Source organism: Nocardioides faecalis (assembly GCF_018388425.1).
GTDB classification, from domain to species: domain Bacteria; phylum Actinomycetota; class Actinomycetes; order Propionibacteriales; family Nocardioidaceae; genus Nocardioides; species Nocardioides faecalis.
Genome location: NZ_CP074406.1, coordinates 747,275 through 761,578 on the forward strand (window position 1 = coordinate 747,275; position 14,304 = coordinate 761,578).

Annotated in this window: 15 protein-coding genes and 1 riboswitch; of the genes, 8 read left to right on the top strand and 7 right to left on the bottom strand. The window is 73.2% G+C overall.

Translation table 11 applies throughout. The features are described 5' to 3' along the window. Positions 1–91: 91 nt before the first annotated feature. Positions 92–535 (bottom strand): Hsp20/alpha crystallin family protein, encoded by a 444-nt coding sequence (locus tag KG111_RS03465; RefSeq protein WP_205290745.1) that lies wholly within the window; start codon positions 533–535, stop codon positions 92–94. Between the two features lie 146 nt (positions 536–681). On the opposite strand from KG111_RS03465, the gene KG111_RS03470 reads away from it, so the two are divergent. Then, a complete protein-coding gene (locus KG111_RS03470; protein WP_205290744.1) occupies positions 682–1,002 on the top strand; it encodes a MerR family transcriptional regulator in 321 nt (106 codons plus the stop codon). Positions 1,003–1,027: 25 nt separating this feature from the next. Here KG111_RS03470 and KG111_RS03475 read toward each other — a convergent pair whose 3' ends face one another. The 6 genes from KG111_RS03475 to KG111_RS03500 all read right to left on the bottom strand — a co-directional run bounded on the left by KG111_RS03475 (position 1,028) and on the right by KG111_RS03500 (position 8,338). Continuing rightward, positions 1,028–1,813, bottom strand: a complete 786-nt coding sequence (locus tag KG111_RS03475) for a dioxygenase family protein (protein WP_240195442.1) — start codon at positions 1,811–1,813, stop codon at positions 1,028–1,030. 69 nt (positions 1,814–1,882) lie between these two features. Beyond that, positions 1,883–2,545 carry a uracil-DNA glycosylase gene (locus KG111_RS03480; protein WP_205290816.1) on the bottom strand — a complete coding sequence of 221 codons (663 nt, stop codon included), beginning with the start codon at positions 2,543–2,545 and terminating at the stop codon, positions 1,883–1,885. A 287-nt stretch (positions 2,546–2,832) separates the two neighbouring features. Next, the gene (locus KG111_RS03485; RefSeq protein ID WP_205290743.1) at positions 2,833–4,332 is read right to left on the bottom strand and encodes a pyridoxal phosphate-dependent decarboxylase family protein; all 1,500 of its coding nucleotides are present in this window, start codon (positions 4,330–4,332) and stop codon (positions 2,833–2,835) included. Continuing rightward, on the bottom strand, positions 4,329–5,663 hold the full coding sequence (locus tag KG111_RS03490; protein ID WP_205290742.1) for an MFS transporter: 1,335 nt from the start codon (positions 5,661–5,663) through the stop codon (positions 4,329–4,331). Before KG111_RS03490 ends, KG111_RS03485 begins: the two co-directional genes overlap by 4 nt. A 5-nt stretch (positions 5,664–5,668) precedes the next feature. Then, on the bottom strand, positions 5,669–6,853 hold the full coding sequence (locus KG111_RS03495) for an alpha/beta fold hydrolase (RefSeq protein WP_205290741.1): 1,185 nt from the start codon (positions 6,851–6,853) through the stop codon (positions 5,669–5,671). A gap of 54 nt (positions 6,854–6,907) precedes the next feature. Beyond that, on the bottom strand, positions 6,908–8,338 hold the full coding sequence (locus KG111_RS03500) for an alpha,alpha-trehalose-phosphate synthase (UDP-forming) (RefSeq protein ID WP_372440132.1): 1,431 nt from the start codon (positions 8,336–8,338) through the stop codon (positions 6,908–6,910). 159 nt (positions 8,339–8,497) lie between these two features. On the opposite strand from KG111_RS03500, the gene KG111_RS03505 reads away from it, so the two are divergent. From KG111_RS03505 to KG111_RS03535, 7 genes are all read left to right on the top strand, one after another. Next, positions 8,498–9,811, top strand: coding sequence for a sensor histidine kinase (locus KG111_RS03505; RefSeq protein WP_205290739.1), 1,314 nt, complete (start codon positions 8,498–8,500; stop codon positions 9,809–9,811). Positions 9,812–9,821: 10 nt separating this feature from the next. Further along, positions 9,822–10,493, top strand: coding sequence for a response regulator (locus KG111_RS03510; RefSeq protein WP_205290738.1), 672 nt, complete (start codon positions 9,822–9,824; stop codon positions 10,491–10,493). 131 nt (positions 10,494–10,624) lie between these two features. Continuing rightward, positions 10,625–10,921, top strand: coding sequence for a DUF3263 domain-containing protein (locus KG111_RS03515; protein WP_205290737.1), 297 nt, complete (start codon positions 10,625–10,627; stop codon positions 10,919–10,921). 17 nt (positions 10,922–10,938) lie between these two features. Further along, positions 10,939–11,547 carry a LytR C-terminal domain-containing protein gene (locus KG111_RS03520; protein ID WP_205290736.1) on the top strand — a complete coding sequence of 203 codons (609 nt, stop codon included), beginning with the start codon at positions 10,939–10,941 and terminating at the stop codon, positions 11,545–11,547. Positions 11,548–11,624: 77 nt separating this feature from the next. Then, positions 11,625–12,476: a trehalose-phosphatase gene (gene otsB / locus KG111_RS03525; protein WP_205290735.1), complete on the top strand. Its 852-nt coding sequence runs from the start codon at positions 11,625–11,627 to the stop codon at positions 12,474–12,476. Positions 12,477–12,540: 64 nt separating this feature from the next. Then, a riboswitch (SAM riboswitch) is annotated at positions 12,541–12,684 on the top strand. A gap of 11 nt (positions 12,685–12,695) precedes the next feature. Continuing rightward, a complete protein-coding gene (gene thrC, locus KG111_RS03530; protein ID WP_249666280.1) occupies positions 12,696–13,970 on the top strand; it encodes a threonine synthase in 1,275 nt (424 codons plus the stop codon). A 28-nt stretch (positions 13,971–13,998) separates the two neighbouring features. Continuing rightward, a complete protein-coding gene (locus tag KG111_RS03535) occupies positions 13,999–14,277 on the top strand; it encodes a ubiquitin-like small modifier protein 1 (protein WP_205290733.1) in 279 nt (92 codons plus the stop codon). Positions 14,278–14,304 lie beyond the last annotated feature (27 nt).

Here is a 14,304-nt window from a genome sequence, read left to right on the forward strand (position 1 = left end):
TGACGAGCGGCCGGCGGGGGAGTCCCCGCCGGCCGCTCGTCATGTGCAGTGGTGTGCGCCGGTGCGTGACCGGCGCTCCACCGGCACCGGCTCAGGCCTCGATGGCCTCCGGCTGCTCGGCCGGGGTGACGCCGGCCAGGTGGATCTTGCGCGGCTTGGCCTTCTCGGCGACCGGGATCGTCAGCCGCAGCACGCCACCCTCGTAGCCGGCCTCGATCCGGTCCAGGTCGAGGTTGTCGCCGAGGACGAGCTGGCGGGAGAACTGGCCGTGGGTGCGCTCCGAGGCCAGGCGCTGCCAGTCCCCGTTGCGGGTCATCCGCTCGGCGCGGACGGTCAGCACGTTGCGCTCGACGTCGATGTCGATGCTCTCCGGCGCGACGCCGGGCAGGTCGAACTCGAGCACGAACCTCTCGCCCTCGCGCCAGGCGTCCATCGCCATCACGGCGGGGCGGTTGGTGGTGCCGGTGGCCGAACCGAGGAGCTGGCCGGCGAGCCGGTCGAGGTCGCGGAACGGGTCGGTGGTGCGCAGCAACATCTGGACTTCCTCCTTCGGTGGGTGGGGTTTCGGCCGGGGTTGCGGCCGTTCGTAGATGTGTAACGCTTGTTATAGATAATCTGTTCCCGCAGATCAAGCCACGGGGCAGATCGCAACGGGGTGGATCGGGGTGGATCGGGGTGGAGATGGCGAAGCCGACGACGGGGCGGACGGCGCGGCGTGAGGCGGGTCCGGAGCGCACCCATGGGGTCTTCGCGATCTCGGTTGCCGCCGAGATGACGTCGCTGCAGGTGCAGAACCTGCGCGTCTACGAACGCCGCGGTCTGCTCGCGCCCCAGCGCAGCGAAGGCGGCACCCGGCTCTACAGCCGGGCCGACATCGACACGTTGCACCGCATCCGCGACCTGCTCGCCGACGGGCTCAACATCGCCGGGATCGCCCGGGTGCTCGCGCTCGAGGCGGAGGTGGCCCGGCTGCGGGCCCGGCTCGAGCGGGCCGAGGGCTGAGTGGCCCGCTCGGGGCCGGGTGGGGTCAGGCCACCTGCAGGGAGCGCTTGGACAGCCCCATCCAGAAGCCGTCGACGACCTGCTCGCCCGGGACGCTCGCGTCGGTCGCGGCGCCGAGGGTGACGAACAGCGGGCTGTAGTGCTCCACGGTGGGGTGGGCGTAGGGCATGCCGGGCGCCTTGTCGCGGAACGAGGCGAGCTCGTCGACGTCGCCGCGGGCCAGCGCTGCGCCGGCCCAGGCGTCGAAGTCCTGCGACCAGCCGGGTGCGGCGGCGTCGATGCGGAACTCCTTGAGGAACGGCAGCCCGTGGGTGAGGAAGCCGGAGCCGATGATCAGCACGCCCTCCTCGCGCAGCGGGCGCAACCGGCGGCCGATCTCCATCAGCCGGCCCGGGTCGTGGGTCGGCATCGACATCTGCAGCACCGGGATGTCGCCGTGGGGGTACATGATCTTCAGCGGCACCCAGGCGCCGTGGTCCAGGCCGCGGGAGGTGTGCTGGTGCACGGGCTCGGTGCGCGGCATCATCGCCGTGATGCGGGCGGCGAGCGCGGAGGAGTCCGGTGTCTCGTAGGTCATCTGGAAGTACTTCGGCGCGAACCCGCCGAAGTCGTAGACCAGCGGTGCGTGGTTGGCCGAGAGCGACAGTGGGGCCGACTCCCAGTGCGCGCTGACGATGAGGATCGCCTTGGGGCGCGGCAGGTCGCGAGCCCAGGCGGCCAGCTGGCCGGACCACACCGGGTCGTCGAGCAGCGGCGGCGCGCCGTGGCCGATGTAGAGGGCCGGCATCGGGTCGGTGCTGCGAGCGTCCATGTCCACCTCAAAGGTTGAATGCTCAACTATATTCCCGGAGGCGTGCTTCGTCACTCCATCCTGGCCGGATCAGGCGGGCAGCGACCAGTCCACCGGCTCGGCGCCGGCGTCGAGGAGCAGCTGGTTCACCCGGCTGAACGGGCGCGAGCCGAAGAACCCGCGGGACGCCGAGAGCGGGGAGGGGTGCGGCGACTCGACCGCCGGGATCGGCCCCAGGTGCCCTCGCAGGGAGCGCGCGGCGTTGCCCCACAGGATCGCGGCCAGCGGAGCGCCGGCCTCTGCACGTCGTACCAGGGCGGCGATGGCGCAGGCGGTGACGTGCTCCCACCCCTGGTTGCGGTGCGAGTTCGAGACGCCGGGCTGCACCGTCAGCACCCGGTTCAGCAACATCACGCCCTGGCTGGTCCACGCGGACAGGTCGCCGTGCTCGGGCGGTACGACGCCCACGTCGTCGGCGAGCTCGCGGTAGATGTTGCGCAGGCTCGGCGGCAGCGGCCGCACGTGCCGCTCGACGGCGAAGGCCAGGCCGATCGGGTGCGCCGGGTTCGGGTACGGGTCCTGTCCGACGACGAGCGCGCGCACGTCGGCCAGCGGCGCCCGGAACGCGCGGAACACGTGGTCGCCCGTCGGCTGGTAGTCGCGTCCGGCTGCCACCTCCGCGCGCAGGAACGCGCCGAGGGCATCGATGCGGTCCTCGACCGGCGTCAGCGCCTCGGCCCAGTCGGGGGCCATCAGGCCTCGATCCACCAGCTTCGACAGTGCGCTCACGGCCGCAGAATCTACGCGCACCGCAGGCAGCGAGGCGTCCCTCTCCCTCCAAGGGACGCGCCGCCGCGCGTGCGTCAGCGCCTTCGCGTCGCCCGGCTCACCGGACCCCCGTGCGGCGCTCCGGTGACGGTGCGCGTGCGTGGGGGGGCTCCCTCCGGCGGGCTCGGGCTCCGCGTCGGCAAGGAAGAATCTAGGCGAGCCCGGCCGCTCGCGGATCGCGAGCCCGGCCCGAGTGCACTAGTCCTTCGGGACTACTCCGCGGAACCGACCGGACCGGCGGGCAGGGGCGCGGGACGCGCCAACCGGTCGAGGAACGCGACCAGCACGGCCTCGCGCAACCGCGCGGGAGCGGCGTCGAGCAGCGCGTTGACGCCGGCCATCCGCTCCGGCAGCACGGGGCCGCCCCCACCTCCGGCCGCGTCGCCGGTCGCGTCGCCGGTCTCGGTCAGCCCGCCCGCAGCCAGGAGGGCGTCGAGCTCCTCCTCGCCCAGCGTGGCGGGATCCAGCGCGGCGAGCAGCGCGACCACCTCGGGGTCCGCGACGACGGGGCCCGCGGCGCGCGCCGCGGCCACCGCGTCGGTGAGCGCGGCTGAGAACGCGTCGGGGTCGGTGGTGGCGCTCACCGCCAGGTGCAGGGAGGCGGGCAGGTCACCGAAGGACATCTGCGGTTGCACGAACCAGCCGCGGGCCGCCATCTCGTCGCAGACGGTGAACACGTCGAGCGCCCCCTCGGCGGTGGCACCGACGAGCGTGGAGTCGGGTTGCGCGACGAGCCGCAGCCCGTCCAGGCCGGCGATGCCGTCGGCGATCGCGTCGGTGGCTGCCAACGCGCGCCGGGTCAGCTCCAGGTAGCCGTCGTGCCCGATCGCGCGCACGGTCGCCCAGGCACCGGCGACCGGCCCGCCCGAGCGGGTGGACTGCAGCGTCGCGTTGAGCATCGTGTAGCCGGGCCAGCCGGCGTCGGCGAAGTACTGCGGCCGGCGCAGGGCCGGGGTGCGGTGCAGCAGGAGCGATGCTCCCTTGGGGGCGTAGGCGTACTTGTGCAGGTCGGTGGAGATCGAGGTGACGCCGGGCACCGCGAACGTCCACGGCGACACCTGCCGGCCCAGCCGGGCGGCATAGGGCAGCACCCAGCCGCCGATGCAGGCGTCCACGTGGCAGCGCACACCCGCGGCGGCCGCCGCGGCCGCGACCTCGGCCACCGGGTCGACGACCCCGTGCGCGTACGACGGCGCGCTGGCCACGACGAGCACCGTGGTCTCGTCGATGGCGGCCGCCATCGCGGCCGGGTCCGCACGATGGTCGGCCGTGGTCGGCACCACCACCGCCCGCACCCCGAAGTAGTGCGCCGCCTTGTGGAACGCGGCGTGCGCGGTGTCGGGCAGCACCATGCTCGGCCGGGTCACGTCCGGGCGGGCGTCGCGGGCGCCCTGGACCGCGAGCAGGCAGGACTCGGTGCCGCCGGAGGTCAGCGTGCCGACCATGGTCTCGGGAGCGTCGAGGAGCTCGGCGGCGAAGGCGACCAGATCGTTCTCCATCGCCAGCAGGCTCGGGAAGGCGGTCGGGTCGAGGCCGTTGCTGCCGGCGAACGCGGCCACCGCCTCGCGGGCCAGCGCGTCGACCTCGGCCAGCCCGGCGTCGTACACGTAGGCGAGGGTGCGCCCGCCGTGCACGGGCAGGTCGCCCTGGCGCAGCGCCGCGAGCCGGGCGCGCACCTCGTGTGCACCCAGGGGACCCGTGTGCGGACTCATGCGTGTGCCCATTCCTCGACCTCCTCCTCGTCCAACCGGTAGCCGCGCAGCCACGCCAGGCTGAGGAGCACCAGCACCGCGGGCAGCACGGAGAAGCCCAGCGTGATCGCGGTGATCGCCGATTCCGGCTGCGCGACACCGCCGGTGGCGCTGGAGCGGTAGCCGCCCAGCGCGAGCACCACGGCGAAGACCCCCGGCCCCAGCGCCAGGCCGAGCGTCTCGCCGGCGGTCCACACCCCGGTGTAGACCCCGACCCGGGTGCTGCCGGTGCGCCGGGCGTCGACGGCCGCGGCGTCGGGCAGCATCGCCAGCGGGAACACCTGCACCCCGGCGTAGCCCACCCCGACGAGCGCCACCGCGGCGAACACCACCGCTGCCGGGGCGCTCTGGGCGAGCGCCGCGAGCCCGGCGCCGACGGCGAGCACGAGCGAGGAGGCGACGTACCCCTGCTTCTTGCCCAGCCGCCGGCCCACGGCGGCCCAGGCGGGGGTCAGCAGCAGTGCGGGGCCGACGAAGCACACGAACAGCAAGGTCGCCGCTCCGTCGCGCTCAAGCACGTCGCCGGCCAGGTAGTCGACGCCGGCGAGCATGCAGCCGCATGCCAGAGCCTGCAGCACGAAGGTGGTCAGCAGCAGCCGGAAGTCGCGGGCCCCGGCGACCAGCCGCAGCTGGTCGCGCAACGTGCCCGGCCCTGGCGCCACCGCGCCGACGGGAGCCGACGCGGTGCCCCGGTAGGCGAGCACGGCGCCGACGAGGATCAGCACCGCCATCGCCACGCCCATCACCCGGTAGCCGTCACGCCCGCCGACCGCGTCGCGGATCGCCGGCGCGCTGGCGCCCGCGAGCAGGATGGTGAACGCCAGGATCACCACCCGCCAGGTCATCAGCCGGGTGCGCTCGGCGTAGGAGCCGGTGAGCTCGGCGGGCATCGCGACGTAGGGCACCTGGAAGAACGCGTACGCCGTCGCGCAGGCGAGGAACGCGACGAGCACCCAGAGCACCTCCACGGTCCGCGAGCCCAGGTCCGGGCCGGCGAAGAGGAGCGCGAAGCAGGCCGCGAGCGCGATCCCCGCGCGCAACAGCCACGGCCGCCGCGGGCCCCGTGGATCCACGCTGCGGTCGCTGATCCGCCCCGCCACGGGGTTGAGCAGCACGTCCCATGCCTTGGGGGCGAAGACGATGACGCCGGCCAGCAGCGCGGGCACGGCCAGGGTGTCGGTCAGGTACGGCAGCAGCATCAGGCCCGGCACGGTGCCGAAGGCGCCCGTGGCCACCGACCCGGCGCCGTAGCCGATCCGGACGCCGCGCGGCAGCGTCCCCACAGTGCCCACCCGGGCTACTTCGACAGCGCGCGCGAGGCCGACGAGGAGTGCCGCCGCTTGGGGCTGGTGCCGATCGGGGCGGCGGGGGCGGCCGAGCCCGACCACTGGTCGAACCACTCGTCGAGCACCACCCAGGTGCTCTGCCGTGCCGCCCGGCCGGTCAGCATGCCGAGGTGCCCACCCGGCACCACCTCGAAGCGCACCTCCGGCGACCCCGACAGGTGCGGTACGACGGCGCGCACCGCCCGGACCGGGGCGATGCCGTCGGTCGAGCCGCCGAAGACGAGCACCGGCACGTCGATCGCGGACAGCTCGATGGTGCGGTCGTCGAGCTCGAAGTGCCCCTCGGCGAGCTGGTTGCCCTTCGCGAAGCGGTGGTAGAGCTGGCCGAAGGCGCGCCCGGGGTAGGCGATCATGTTGGCGGTGAACCGGTCGACGGCCTCGACCTGGGCGAGGAACTCCCGGTCGTCGACGTGGGTGGCCAGCGCGATCGGCTTGGTGACGAGCTTCTGCACCGCGGTCAGCTGGAACGCCCAACGCACCAGCGGCTGCGGCGCCCCGCCGAGCATCTTGTAGCTGCGGGTGACGAGCCCGTTGCCGGCCGTCAGGTTCAGCAGCGGCCGGATCGGTGCCAGCAGCGGCACCTGGCTGACGTCGGCCGGGGAGCCGATGATGCTCAGCGAGGCCACCGGAAGCGTGCCGGAGCGGGGGTCGGCGAGCGCGAGCATCGCGAAGATGCCACCCAGGCTCCAGCCGACCACGTGCACGGGCCGGCCGCCGGCGTGCTCGGAGACGGCACGGATCGCGGACGGCAGCACGTCGTCGACCCAGTGCTCCATGCCGAGGTTGCGGTCGGCGAAGGAGACCTGGCCGTACTCGACGAGATAGGTGGGCCGGCCCTCGGTGACCAGGTGCTCGACCAGCGAGCAGCCACGGCGCAGGTCGTAGCACAGCGAGGGCGCCGCCAACGGGGTGACGAGCAGGACGGGGTCGCCGTCCTCGACGCCGTCGGGCAGGGCGCGGTAGTGGTAGACCTCGCGCAGCGTGCCCTCGTCGATCAGCGTGCGCGGCATCGGACGCAGGTCGGCGACGCCGCCGTAGAGCATCTTGTGGGCGACGTTGCTGGCGGCGGCCAGGACCCGGTCAGGACCGGGGACGAGACCGAAACCGGGCAGGGAGCGCACCGACGGCAGTTCCATGGCGGCACGCTACCCCGCCGGACCCGCCCTCGGAGGTCCGTTCCGCGGGGAGGGTCAGGAGCGGGTGGCCGGCCGCAGGGTCTTGGTGTGCTGGACGTCCTCGGCCAGCTCCAGCTCGGTCATGAAGCTGTCCGCCCAGGCCTTCACGTCGTGCTGCGCGATCTGCTTGCGCATCGCCCGCATCCGCCGGGTGACCTCCTTGGGCTGGGCCTGGAACGCCTCGAGCAGCGCCGCCTTCATCCCGTTCATGTCATAGGGATTGACCAGCCAGGCCTGGCGCAGCTCCTCGGCGGCCCCCGCGAACTCCGAGAGCACCAGCGCGCCGTCGTCCTCGATCCGGCAGGCGACGTACTCCTTGGCGACCAGGTTCATCCCGTCGCGGTACGGCGTGACCACCATGATGTCGGCGGCGCGGTAGAGCGCCGCCATCTCCTCGCGCGGGTAGGAGGTGTGCATGTAGCTGATCGCCGGCGTGCCGATCCGGCCCAGGTCGCCGTTGAGCCGGCCCACCAGGCGGTCGATGTCGTCGCGCAGGTTGCGGTAGTGCTCGACCCGCTCGCGCGAGGGCACGGCGACCTGGACGAAGACGGCGTCGTCGACGTCGAGCGCGCCTTCGCTGACCAGCTCGCCGAAGGCGCGCAGCCGGGCGTAGATGCCCTTGGTGTAGTCGAGGCGGTCGATGCCGAGGAAGATCTTGCGGGGGTTGCCCAGCGCCTCGCGGATCTCCGCCGCGCGGGCGGTGACCGCCTCGGAGCGGGCGAGCTCCTCGAAGCCGGAGGCGTCGATCGAGATCGGGAACGCCGCCGCCCGCACCGTGCGTCCGTCGGGCAGGTAGACCAGGTCGCGGTGGGTCTTGTGCCCGACCCGCTGGCGCACCAGCCGGACGAAGTTCTGCGCGGCGCCCGGCAGCTGGAAGCCGACCAGGTCGGCGCCCAGCAGCCCTTCGAGGATCTGCCGGCGCCACGGCAGCTGCTGGAACAGCTCGGTGGGCGGGAACGGGATGTGCAGGTAGAAGCCGATCCGCAGGTCCGGGCGCAGCTCGCGCAGCATCTGCGGCACCAGCTGCAGCTGGTAGTCGTGCACCCACACCGTCGCGCCGTCGGCGGCCAGGTCCGCGGCCTTCTCGGCGAAGCGGCGGTTGACCTTGACGTAGGTGTCCCACCACTCGCGGTGGAACTCCGGCTTGGCGATCAGGTCGTGGTAGAGCGGCCACAGGGTGCCGTTGGAGAAGCCCTCGTAGTGCTCGGAGATCTCCGTCTCGCTCATCGCCATCGGCACCAGGTGCAGGCCGTCGACGGTGAACGGCTTCAACCGTGCCTCGTTGCCACCCGACCAGCCGATCCACACGCCGTCGTGAGCGCGCATCACGGGCTCGATCGCGGACACCAGGCCACCGGGGGAGCGGCGCCAGGCGGCCCGTCCGTTCTTCTCGGTGACCCGGTCCACGGGCAGTCGATTCGCAACGATGACGAGGTCATGAGCCACGGCGCCCACCCTAGTGGCCGCCTGGTCGCGCGAGCAGGGTGCGGGGTTCGCGCGTCGCGGCCGGCCTCGCGGGCCGCGGGACGGGTGTCGGGTTGGCCCGACATCGAGTGTCCTGCTGGCAGGATCGTGTCCGTGCGTCGGTCCCGCGAGCATGGAGGCATGAGCCAGGTGCTGACCTCCGCCGCCGTCCCGGCGCCCGCCGCCACGTCGTACGACGACCGCGACCGGGGCCCGCAGCGCGGGGTACGACGCGTGCTGCTGGAGAGCGGTTACGCGCTGTCGGCGTTCCCGATCGCCCTGGTCGCCTTCGTGCTGGTCGTGATCGACCTCTCCCTCGGCGCGAGCCTCGCCGTGCTGGTGGTCGGGGTGCTGCTCCTCAGCGTCGGGGTGATGGTGGCCCGCGGCTTCGCCCGCTTCGAGCGGCTGCGGGTGCAGGGGATGCTCGGGCGGCGCGCCGCCACCCCGCGTTATGTGTGCGCGGAGCCCGGCGCCGGCTTCTGGCGCCGGATGCTGACCCCGCTGCGCGATGCTCAGTCGTGGCTCGACGTCGCCTGGGCGCTGGCCGGCGTGGTGACCGGCACGCTGGCGTTCACCGTCACCGTGACCTGGTGGGGCGTCGTCCTGGGCGGCCTGACCTACTGGTTCTGGCAGCAGTGGTTGCCCGAGGACGGCGAGGGGCTGGCCCAGCTGATCGGCCTCGGCGAGGGCGCGGTGGCCGAGAGCCTGCTGCAGCTGGGGCTCGGAGTGGTCGCGCTCGTGACGCTGCCCTGGGCGGTGCGCGCGGTGAGCAACCTGCACGCCGGCCTGGCCTGGGCGCTGCTCAGCAGCCGCGCCGACCTGCAGGGCCGGGTGACGCAGGTCGAGCAGAGCCGCGACTCCGCGCACCGCGCCGAGGCGGAGTCGCTGCGCCGGCTGGAGCGCGACATCCACGACGGGCCGCAGCAGCGGCTGATCCGGCTCGGCATGGACCTGGGCCGCGCGCGGGTGCAGCTCGCCCAGGACCCTACGAGGGCCGCGCGCACGCTGGACGAGGCCGTGGCGCAGGCCCGGGCGGCGGTCGAGGAGCTGCGGGCACTGTCGCGGGGGATCGCGCCGCCGCTGCTGGTCGACCGCGGCCTGGCCGCCGCGGTGGGGGAGATGGCCGCCGGGCAACCGATCCCGGTCGGGGTCCACACCGAGCTGCCCGGCGACCTGCCGGCCGCCGCGGAGACGGCCGCCTACTTCGTGGTGGCCGAGGCGCTGACCAACGTGGTCAGGCACGCCCGTGCCACCCGCGCCGACGTGGCGGTGGTCGTGGTCGACGGCCGGCTCGAGGTCACCGTGAGCGACGACGGCCGCGGCGGGGCGACGCCGACGCCGGGCCACGGCCTGCACGGGCTCGCCGAGCGGCTGCGCGGCGTGGACGGCGACCTGGAGGTCCTCTCGCCCGAGGGAGGGCCGACGCGGGTGCGGGCGCGGGTGCCGCTCGGGTGAGGATCGTGTCGTGAGGATCGTGGTCGCCGACGACTCGGTGCTGCTGCGCGAGGGCCTCCAGCTGCTGCTGGCCGAGGCCGGCCACGAGGTCGTCGCCGCGGTGGGTGACGGGCCCGGCCTGGTCGCCGCGGCCCTGGAGCACCGCCCGGACCTGGCGGTCGTCGACGTGCGGATGCCGCCGAGCCACACCGACGAGGGGCTGCGGGCCGCGGTGCGGGTGCGCCGGGAGTGGCCGGCGGCCCGCGTGCTGGTGCTCTCGCAGTACGTCGTGGCGTCGTACGCCGACGAGCTGCTGGCCACCGGCGAGGGCGGCGTGGGCTACCTGCTCAAGGACCGGGTCAGCGAGGTCGCCGAGTTCCTCGACGCACTGGCGACGGTGCAGGCCGGTGGCACCGTGCTGGACCCGATGGTGGTGCGCGACCTGATGGGCCGGCGCCGCGACCCGCTGCTGGCGCTCACCCCGCGCGAGCGGGAGGTGCTGGCGCTGATGGCGCAGGGACGCTCCAACGCAGCCGTCGCGGACGCGCTGGTGGTCTCCCTGGCGGCCGTGGAGAAGCACACCCAGCGGATCTTCGCCAAGCTCGGTCTGGCGCCAGACGACGACCAGGCGCACCGCCGGGTGCTGGCGGTGCTCCGCTACCTGCGCAGCGGGGCCGATCCCGCGACCGGGGCACCGCGCTGAGCGCCGTGCCTCACGGCCGGCGCACGACTCGGCGATGCGAATGACACCTTTGTGATTCGCGGGTTACAGTGGGCTCCTTCCACCTGTTCCGCCCGACGGGGCATCCCGCCCCGAGCGTCGAGGAGACTCCCATGAGCGCCGAGCGCAGCCACCAGGACGCCGATGCGGCCGTTGCGTCCGGCATCAGCGACCGGGACCGGGCGATCCTCGAGTTCGAGCGGCAGTGGTGGAAGTACGCCGGCGCCAAGGAGAGCGCGGTGCGCGAGCAGTTCGACATGAGCGCCACCCGCTACTACCAGGTGCTCAACGCCCTGATCGACCGGCCCGAGGCCCTGGCCGAGGACCCGCTGCTGGTGCGCCGGCTGCGCCGGCTGCGCTCCCAGCGTCAGCGGCAGCGCTCCGCCCGGCGCCTCGGCTTCGAGATCTGACCCGCAGAGAGGCGGCCATGAGCTTCCCCATCCCGCCCGCAGAATCCTCCGTCGACCCTGCCGGCTCGGCCGGCTCGACCGGCTCGACCGGCTCGACCGGCTCGACCGGCGCGGCGGGCCACGCCCGATCGCGCTCGCAGCGCGGCGCGGTGCTGCCCTCGCCAGTGGTGATCCTGACCGTCGTGGCCGTCGCCCTGGCCGCGGTCGCGTTCGTGCTGACCCGCGACCCCGAGCCCACCGAGCGCGACATCTCGGCGACGACCGCGGCCGCCACGCCGACCCCGACGCAGACCGAGACCGCCACCGCGGAGCCGACGCAGAGCGCCAAGCCCAAGCCGAAGCCGGTCGTGCGCAGCAAGCAGTCCGTCGTGGTCTTCAACAACACCCGGATCACGGGCCTGGCCAAGCGCGTCTCGACCAAGGTGACCGAGGCCGGCTGGAAGGTCGTCGCCGCCGACAACTGGTACGGCACGGTGCCCGCGACGACGGTCTACTACCCCAAGGGCAAGAAGGCCGCCGCGCGCCAGCTCGCGCTCGACCTCGGCGTGGCCCGGATCAAGCCTTCCGACCCGAGCAGCGACATGAGCTCGACCAGCCTCACGCTGATCCTCACCGGCGACCTCTGAGGCGCCGGTCACGCCCGCGGCGCGCGATTTCACCCACTGGACCGTCCTCGTCACCGGGCGCATGGTGAGATGACGTGGTGAGGTTCTCCTCAAGCGACGGCGAGAAGCGGTACGACGCCCTGGTGCAGGCGGCGGCGCGCACCGTCGTCGGGCTCGACTTCGACGGCACGCTCTCGCCGATCGTCGCCGACCCCACTGCCGCGCACATCCATCCCGACGCCCGCGACGTCCTGGTCGAGCTCGCCGAGGAGGTCGCCGCGATCGCGGTGATCACCGGCCGTCCGGCCCGCCAGGCGCTCGACCTCGGCGGTCTGGAGGAGGTCGGGGACGCGCTGCAGGCGGCCGGCAAGGAGCTCTACGTCTTCGGCCAGTACGGCAACGAGCGGTGGACCTCCACCCGGCGGCGCATCGTCGGCGCCCGGCCGCCCCGTGGCCTGGCCACGTTCGAGCGTGACCTGCCCCGGTTGCTGCGCCGCGCGGACGCCGCCGAGGCGTTCATCGAGGACAAGGGACTGGCGGTCGCGGTGCACACCCGCCGGCTGCCGGACCCCGACGGCGCGTTCGAGCGCCTGCTGCCCCCGATGCGGGAGCTCGCCGAGCGCAACGGCCTGGTGCTGGAGCCCGGGCGCGCAGTGATCGAGGTGCGCTCCGCCGGCTCGCACAAGGGCCTGGTCGTACAGCGGCTGGCCACGGTGCTGGACGCCGACGGCTTCCTCTTCGCCGGTGACGACCTGGGCGACGTCGAGGCCTTCGAGGCGCTCGACGAGCTCGCCACCGCCGGGGTGGACGTGCTCAAGGTCTGCTCGGCCTCCGACGAGCAGAGCGCGCTCGCCGAGATGTCGGACGTCGTGGTCCGCGGGCCCGAGGGAGTGCTGGCGCTGCTGGCGCGGCTGACGGCCGACGCGCGCGCCGACCGTCTCACATCCTGAACGCGCGTCTTGCTATTCGGGCCCCCGATTCGGTGTCCCGGCAGGGCACGCCTAAGGTGTTGCTTGCTCATCCAGAGGGACTGAGGGAACGGCCCTGAGAAGTCCCGGCAACCGCCGCGAACCCCCGCAGGCGCACCACGGTGCGTCCGGAGTCGTGGAAGTGGTGCCAAATCCGACCGGCGCGAGAGTCGCGCTGGGCAGATGAGAAGGAGGACTGCTGTGAGCGCTGTCGTGACTGAGGCCCCCACCACCCCTGGGCTGCGCGAAGGGGCGTTCGGCCACGCCACCGCGCTCTCGTGCCGCGAGTGCGGCCACCAGGTGGCACTGGGTCCGTTCTACGCCTGTCCGGAGTGTTTCGGTCCCCTCGAGATCACCTACGACTTCCCGGCCGTGACCCGCGAGGAGATCGAGGCCGGCCCGCGCAACATCTGGCGCTACAAGGCGCTGCTCCCGGTCCCCGCCGACATCGAGTCCAGCCCCAACACCGAGCCCGGCTTCACGCGGCTGCTGCGCGCCGAGAACCTCGGCCGCGAGCTGGGCATCACGAACCTGTGGGTCAAGGACGACTCGACCAACCCCACCAACTCGTTCAAGGACCGCGTCGTCGCCTGCGCGCTGAGCGCCGCCCGCGAGCTCGACGCCAAGGTCTTCGCCTGCCCCTCCACCGGCAACCTGGCCAACGCGGTCGCCGCCGCCGGTGCCCGCGCGGGCATCAAGACGGTCGTCTTCATCCCGAGCAACCTCGAGCAGCCCAAGCAGGTCAACTCCGCGATCTTCACCGAGAACCTGGTCGCCGTCGACGGCAACTACGACGACGTCAACAAGCTCGCCTCCGAGATCGCCGGCGAGGAGGAGGGCTGGGCGTTCGTCAACGTCAACGTGCGGCCCTACTACGCCGAGGGCTCCAAGACCCTGGGCTACGAGATCGCCGAGCAGCTCGGCTGGCGCCTGCCCGACCAGGTCGTCATCCCGGTCGCCTCCGGCTCGCAGCTGACCAAGGTCGACAAGGCGTTCGCCGAGCTGATCAAGCTCGGCCTCGTCGAGGACAAGCCGTACCGGATCTTCGGCGCCCAGGCCGAGGGCTGCGGCCCCGTGGCCACCGCCTTCAAGGCCGGCGTGGACGCGATCCGTCCGGTCAAGCCCGACACGATCGCCAAGTCCCTGGCGATCGGCAACCCCGCCGACGGCATCTACGTCCTCGACATCGCACGCCGCACCGGTGGCGCCGTCGAGGAGGTCACCGACGAGCAGATCCGCGCCGGCATCGTGCAGCTGGCCCGCACCGAGGGCATCTTCACCGAGACCGCCGGCGGCACCACCGTCGCGGTGACCCGCAAGCTCGTGGAGACCGGCCAGCTCGACCCCGAGCTCGAGACCGTCGTGATCAACACCGGGCACGGCCTCAAGACCCTCGACGCCGTCTCCGGCGCCGTCGGCGCCGCGGCGACCATCGCGCCGACGTACGCCGCCTTCAAGGCCATCGGCCTCGTCTGAGCACCACCACCGAAGCGAAGGAACAACCATGGCAGTCAGCGTCCGGATCCCGACCATCCTGCGCACCTACACCGGTGGCGACTCCGAGGTCAGCGCCACCGGCGCCACCGTCGCCGAGATCCTGGACGACCTGGACAGCCGGTTCCCCGGCGTGAAGGGCCGCATCGTCGACGAGGACGGCAAGCTGCGCCGCTTCGTCAACGTCTACGTCAACAACGACGACGTGCGCTTCGAGCAGGACCTGGCCACCCCGACCCCGGACGGCGCCGAGGTCTCCGTGATCCCCGCCGTCGCCGGCGGCTGCTGAGCCTTCCGCGAGCCCGTACGACGAGCG